The 3,890-nt window shown below is 68.1% G+C and carries 3 protein-coding genes; all 3 read left to right on the plus strand.

Annotation, left to right across the window (positions count from 1 at the left end):
- Window positions 1–61 precede the first annotated feature (61 nt).
- The gene (locus BLV97_RS20440; RefSeq protein WP_092164233.1) at window positions 62–1,171 is read left to right on the plus strand and encodes a polysaccharide biosynthesis/export family protein; all 1,110 of its coding nucleotides are present in this window, start codon (window positions 62–64) and stop codon (window positions 1,169–1,171) included.
- A gap of 9 nt (window positions 1,172–1,180) precedes the next feature.
- Window positions 1,181–1,627, plus strand: a complete 447-nt coding sequence (locus tag BLV97_RS20445) for a low molecular weight protein-tyrosine-phosphatase (RefSeq protein ID WP_035841436.1) — start codon at window positions 1,181–1,183, stop codon at window positions 1,625–1,627.
- 74 nt (window positions 1,628–1,701) lie between these two features.
- A partial coding sequence (locus BLV97_RS20450) for a polysaccharide biosynthesis tyrosine autokinase (RefSeq protein WP_035841438.1) occupies window positions 1,702–3,890 on the plus strand: 2,189 nt, incomplete at its 3' end.

Here is a 3,890-nt window from a genome sequence, read left to right on the forward strand (position 1 = left end):
CGGCAGAGAGGGTGACCCGGGCTTCCGGCGCGGTCGGTCGGGCCTTGGTTTGAGAGCAACGATGCAGGCAGAGAGCGAGCGGGGATATCTGTCGCGGGCCCGGTTGGCGGCGCTGGGGTCGCTGATTGCGCTGGCGCTGGCGGGGTGCGGGTCGCAAACGGCGTTTCCGATCCGTCCGGAGGCGGCGAAGGCGCGTGCTGGCGAGGTGTCGAAGGAGGTGCGGGTGATCCCGTTGAGCACCGCCAACATCGCCGCCTACAGCACGCCGCGCAACCTGTCGGGGCCGCGCACGACGATCCCCTCTGCGGGGCATTGGCAATATCGGGTGGGCCCTGCCGACATTCTCAGCATCGTGGTCTACGATCATCCGGAACTGACCGCGCCGGCGGGTCCGAACCAGACGCCGGAGAAGTCCGGGATCCGGGTCGATGCGCAGGGCTATTTCTACTATCCCTATATCGGCCGGGTGCGGGCCCGGGGGCGGACAGCGGACCAGATCCGGGCCGAGCTGATGCAGCGGCTGAACAAGTACATCAAGGACCCTCAGGTCGAGGTCCGGGTGGTCAGCTACAACGCGCAATCGGTGTCGGTGACGGGCCAGGTGACGAAACCGCTGCGCGAGCCGCTGACGGATGTGCCGCTGACGCTGCTGGATGCGATCAACGGCGCGGGCGGTCTGACCAAGACGGCGGATCCGCGGCGGGTGATGGTGCGGCGCCACGGCCGGCGCTATATCGTCGATCTGCAGGCTTTCCTGGACAACGGGATCGGGGCCAACAACCCGACGCTGGTCAATGGCGACGTGGTCAGCGTGCCGCTGATCCAGCCGCTGGACGCCTATCTGATGGGCCAGGTGATCAAGCCCGGCACGGTGGATCTGACGCATGAGAACGTGACCCTGACGCGGGCGCTGAGCGAGGTCGGCGGTCTGAAGCTGGGCGCTGCGGATGCGCGCGGGATCTTCGTGTTCCGGGCGGCGGGTCCGCGGATCGACGTGTTCCAGCTGAACGCGCGCAATCCGGCGGCCTTCCTGATCGGGACGCGGTTCATCCTGCATCCCAATGACGTGATCTATGTCACGACGGCGCCGCTGGCGCGCTGGAACCGGGTGATCTCGGATATCCTGCCGTCGCTGACCTCGGTCTATTACGCGAAGCTGAACGGGCTCTGAGGAGGCACGATGTTCCAATCCATCCTGGTGGTCTGCGTCGGGAACATCTGCCGCTCTGTGGTGGGCGAGCGGGTTCTGCGGGCGGGGTTGCCGGATTGCCGGGTGGGATCCGCGGGGCTGGGCGCTGTGGTGGGGTCCGGGGCGGATCCGAAGACCTTGGCGGCGGCGGCGGCGCGGGGCATCGACCTGGAGGGCCATGTGGCGCGGCAGTTCGGCGCCGATCTGGCCGGCGGCTACGACCTGATCCTGACGATGGAGCCGGGCCACCGCGACGACATCCAGCGCCGGTATCCGCAGCTGTCGGGGCGGGTGATGCTGTTCGACCAATGGGGCGCGCGGACGGGGATCCCCGATCCGCATGGCCGGCCGTCCGAGGCGCATGAGCGCGCGGTGGCGCAGATCCTGGCGGCGGCCGAGGGCTGGATCGCCCGGCTTTCCCCCCGGAGCGCAGGGTAGGAGGCGGGGACATGGAAGACGGCAGGATGCCTCCGGCGGAACATGCGGCGGGACGGACCATGGGAAGGGCGCAGATGAACGACGAGCCCCGCGCGGCGGAGGAGGCCGACGACGAGATCGACCTGCTGGAACTGGTCGGTGTCCTGTGGGCCAACAAGGCGCGGATCCTGCTGGTGATGCTGGTCACGATGGTGCTGGGGGTGCTGGTGATCCTGCACACCACGCCGACCTATACCGCGCAGGGTCTGATCCAGCTGGAGACCAATTCGAACGCGATGTCGCTGCCGCAAAGCATGCAGACGCTGCTGGGCCCGGCGGCGGGCGGCAATTCGCAGGCCGATACCGAGATGCAGATCCTGCAGTCGCGAATGGTGATCGGCAAGGCGGTGCGCAAGCTTGATCTGCAGATCCATGCCCTTCCGCGGCAGATCCCGCTGCTGGGCGGGATCCTGCGGCGGCTGGGCCTGCCCTATCCGGGGCTGGGGCTGCTGGCGCCGTTCGACTGGGGCGACGCCCGTCTGAAGATCGGCGCGCTGGAGGTGCCCAGGCCCTGGCTTGGTCAGGACATGGTGCTGACCATCACCGGGCCGGGCCGCTACCGGCTGCGGCTTCCCGACGGGCGGGTTCTGGACGGCACGGCGGGGGCCGAGCTGAAGCTGCCGGGGCAGGCGGACTTCTCGCTGATGGTGACCCGGTTGAGCGGGCCGGCGGGGCGGCAGTTCATCCTCGGCCGCGACGCGCTGGAGGCCGCGGTGCAGGATGTGCAGAAGCGGTTCTCGGTCAGCCAGCCGTCGAACCAGGCCAATGTGCTGTCCACCCGGTACACCGCCGACAGCCCGGCGCGGGCCGAGCGGGTGCTGAACGCGATCGCCCAGGCCTATGTCGAGCAGAATATCGAAAGCGGCGCGGCCTCGGCGCAAAGCAGCCTCGACTTCATCCAGAAGCAGCTGCCCAAGGCGCAAGAGCGGGTGAGCCGGGCGCAGGACGCGCTGAACGCCTATCAGGAGAAGTATCATTCGATCGACCTGACCTATCAGACCAAGGCGCTGCTGACCCAGGTGACGGATATCGAGGCCCAGTTGAGCAAGCTGGACATGAAGGAGCAGGAGCTCAAGAACCTCTACACCGTCAACCATCCCCAGGTTCAGGCGCTGTTGCAGGACAAGAAGACGCTGGAAGGCCAGCTGGCCCGGGCCAAGGCGGCGACCGTCACCCTGCCCGAGCAGCAGAAGGCGGTGTTCAACCTGCAACGCGACCTGCAGGTGGCACAGCAGACCTATGTGCAGCTTCTGGGCCGCGAGCAGGAGCTGCGCGTGGTGCGGGCCTCTTCGGTGGGCTCGGTGCGGGTGATCGACCAGGCCTATGCGCCGCCGAAGCCGGTATCGCCGCGAAAATCTTTGACCCTTTCGGTCGCCTTGCTTCTGGGGCTGGTGCTGGGGGCCGGGCTGGTGCTGCTGCGGCGCGCCCTGCGCCGGGGCATCCGCGGCGCGCAGGAGATCGAGCAGATGGGCCTGCCGGTCTTCGCCACGGTCCCCCATGCCGCCATCGCCGAGGGGCTGCGCCACCGCAAGGGGCTGTTGCCGATCCTGGCGCTGAGCCAGCCCGACGACGTGGCGGTCGAGGCGCTGCGCTCGCTGCGCACCTCGCTGCACTTCGGCATGCTCGACGCGGCGACCAAGACGGTGATGCTGACCTCGGCCGCGCCGGCGGCGGGCAAGAGCTTCACCGCGATCAACCTGGCGGTGGTGGCGGCGCAATCGGGGCAGAAGGTCTGCATCATCGACGCCGACCTGCGCCGCGGCTATCTGCGCCGCTTCCTGGGCCGGTCGAAGGACACCCCGGGGCTGAGCGATTACCTGGCGCGCGAGAAGACCCTCGACGAGGTGATGATCGACGGCCCGGTCGAGGGGCTGTCGGTGATCCTGACCGGCCGCTTCCCGCCGAACCCGTCGGAATTGCTGATGCGCGCCGAGTTCCAGACCCTGCTGACCGATCTGGACGCGCGCTTCGATCTGGTGCTGATCGACACCGCGCCGGTGCTGGCCGTCACCGACCCGGTGGTCATCGGCCGCTACACCGGCGCCCGCATCGTCGTCGCCCGCCACATGCAGACCATGGCCCCCGAACTCGACGCCGTCCGCCGCGCCTTCGAACACGCCGGAAGCAAACTCACCGGCGCCATCCTCAACGGATACAAACTCTCCGAAGCCGCAAAAGACGGAACACAATACGCATATTACAACTACAGATACGCCTATAAGTC

This window comes from Allgaiera indica (genome assembly GCF_900106675.1).
Classification (GTDB): Bacteria; Pseudomonadota; Alphaproteobacteria; order Rhodobacterales; family Rhodobacteraceae; genus Acidimangrovimonas; species Acidimangrovimonas indica.

What these genes read in the sequence shown, in the direction of transcription:
- BLV97_RS20440 (WP_092164233.1), top strand. Translation starts at nt 62, where the DNA reads ATGCAGGCAGAGAGCGAGCGGGGATATCTGTCGCGGGCCCGGTTGGCG.
- BLV97_RS20445 (WP_035841436.1), top strand. Translation starts at nt 1,181, where the DNA reads ATGTTCCAATCCATCCTGGTGGTCTGCGTCGGGAACATCTGCCGCTCT.